A 1,330-nucleotide genomic window follows, 5' to 3' on the forward strand; every position below is an offset into this window, starting at 1 on the left:
GACCTGGGGCGCGACGGTGTCGGCCCGCCGGGCGGTCACGCCGTAACGGGCGGCCACCTGGGCGCGTGCCGCCGCGAGCCGGCCGGCCTGCTCGGGTGACATCGAGTCGTGCGCCTCGTCGCGCTCTGACTCGGGCGTGTGGTGGTGCGTGGGTTCGGGCTGGTGGGCCCGGGGTGCTCGGGTGATCCGGGCCGGCACGCGGGCCGGCGGTACGGGAGCGGTCTCGGTCGGGGTGGTGACCAGAAAGGCGTCGATGGCTGTCATGAGTGCTCCGTGGGGTGGACGGAAGGCCAGACACTCATGTCAGGGGCCCTTCGTCAATGCCCCAGTTCGGCGTCTCACATGCCGGTCACTCGCCGAATGCCGCTGTCCCGCCTGCACACAGGGCCACGGGCGCAACCTGCCCACTATGTGGACTTTTTGTCAGATCAACCGACTCATCGGATTTTTTCCCGTCCAGCGGTATCCCGGGCACGGACGACCGTGGCTCCCCCGGCGCGGTCGTACGGCGTGCGCCCCGCGCCCGCGAACAGGGTGACGACCCAGGCGACCGGCAGCACGTAGGCCGCCGCAGTGAGGACGATCAGCCCCGGCCCGACCGTCGTCGACCCGACGAGACCGATCGCCGCGGCGTGCCCGATGGTCCAGGGCACCGCGACCTTGAGCGCGTTCCGGAGCAGCGCCCGGGCGAACGTGAGCCGACCGCCGTCGCGGGCGCCCACCACCTGGAGTCCCAGCACGCGCTTGCCGATCGTCGCCTGCCGCAGGCCCGACTCGAGGACAGCGAGGAAGATCGTCAGCGGCACCGCCGTCAGCAGCGCGGAGACCACGTTGGTGGTCGCCGCGGACCACCCCGCCGTCACACCGGCGAGGTACAGCGGGATACCGATCGCGGCGAGCACCAGGAGCCACGCCAGGAAGCAGAGCCAGTCGACGAGCCACGCCGCGATGCGCCGCCAGGCTTCGGAGTTCACGGCGCCGACGCTACCGCGCCCCACGTGCCGGACCTACAGGACATCCGGACGACCTGTAGGTCCGACACGCGCGGTGAGCAGCACGGGGCGCGGCTTCCCCGCGGCTAGGTCGTCAGGAGCTCGATCTGGGAGAGGGCTCCGGCCCCGGCCAGTTCCAGGCGGACCGACGTGAGCGGCACCGGCTCGTCGAGCACGAACGGGCGCAGCTGGCCCGGCCAGGGCCACTGCTCGCCGGAGCGCTCGTCGAGCACCCGGCCGTCGGCCGCGACAAGGCGCCATGCCGACGGCGGGGCCGCGCCATCCGTGCCCGAGGTCAGCGTGTAGGCGCGCAGCAGCACACCCTCCGCGACGTCGGC

At 72.7% G+C, this 1,330-nt stretch carries 2 protein-coding genes and 1 pseudogene; all 3 read right to left on the minus strand.

Annotation, left to right across the window (positions count from 1 at the left end):
* A pseudogene (locus PROKR_RS36960) lies at nt 1-264 on the minus strand (hypothetical protein); the annotation flags it as partial.
* Nucleotides 265-437: 173 nt separating this feature from the next.
* Entirely contained in the window at nt 438-974 is a 537-nt protein-coding gene (locus PROKR_RS17950; protein ID WP_036965359.1) for an RDD family protein, read from the minus strand.
* Between the two features lie 104 nt (nt 975-1,078).
* Nucleotides 1,079-1,330 (minus strand): hypothetical protein (locus tag PROKR_RS35335; protein ID WP_036965343.1); only part of this gene is annotated, 252 nt, incomplete at its 5' end.

Origin of the sequence: Promicromonospora kroppenstedtii DSM 19349 (assembly GCF_000515355.1) — a bacterium.
GTDB lineage: Bacteria > Actinomycetota > Actinomycetes > Actinomycetales > Cellulomonadaceae > Promicromonospora > Promicromonospora kroppenstedtii.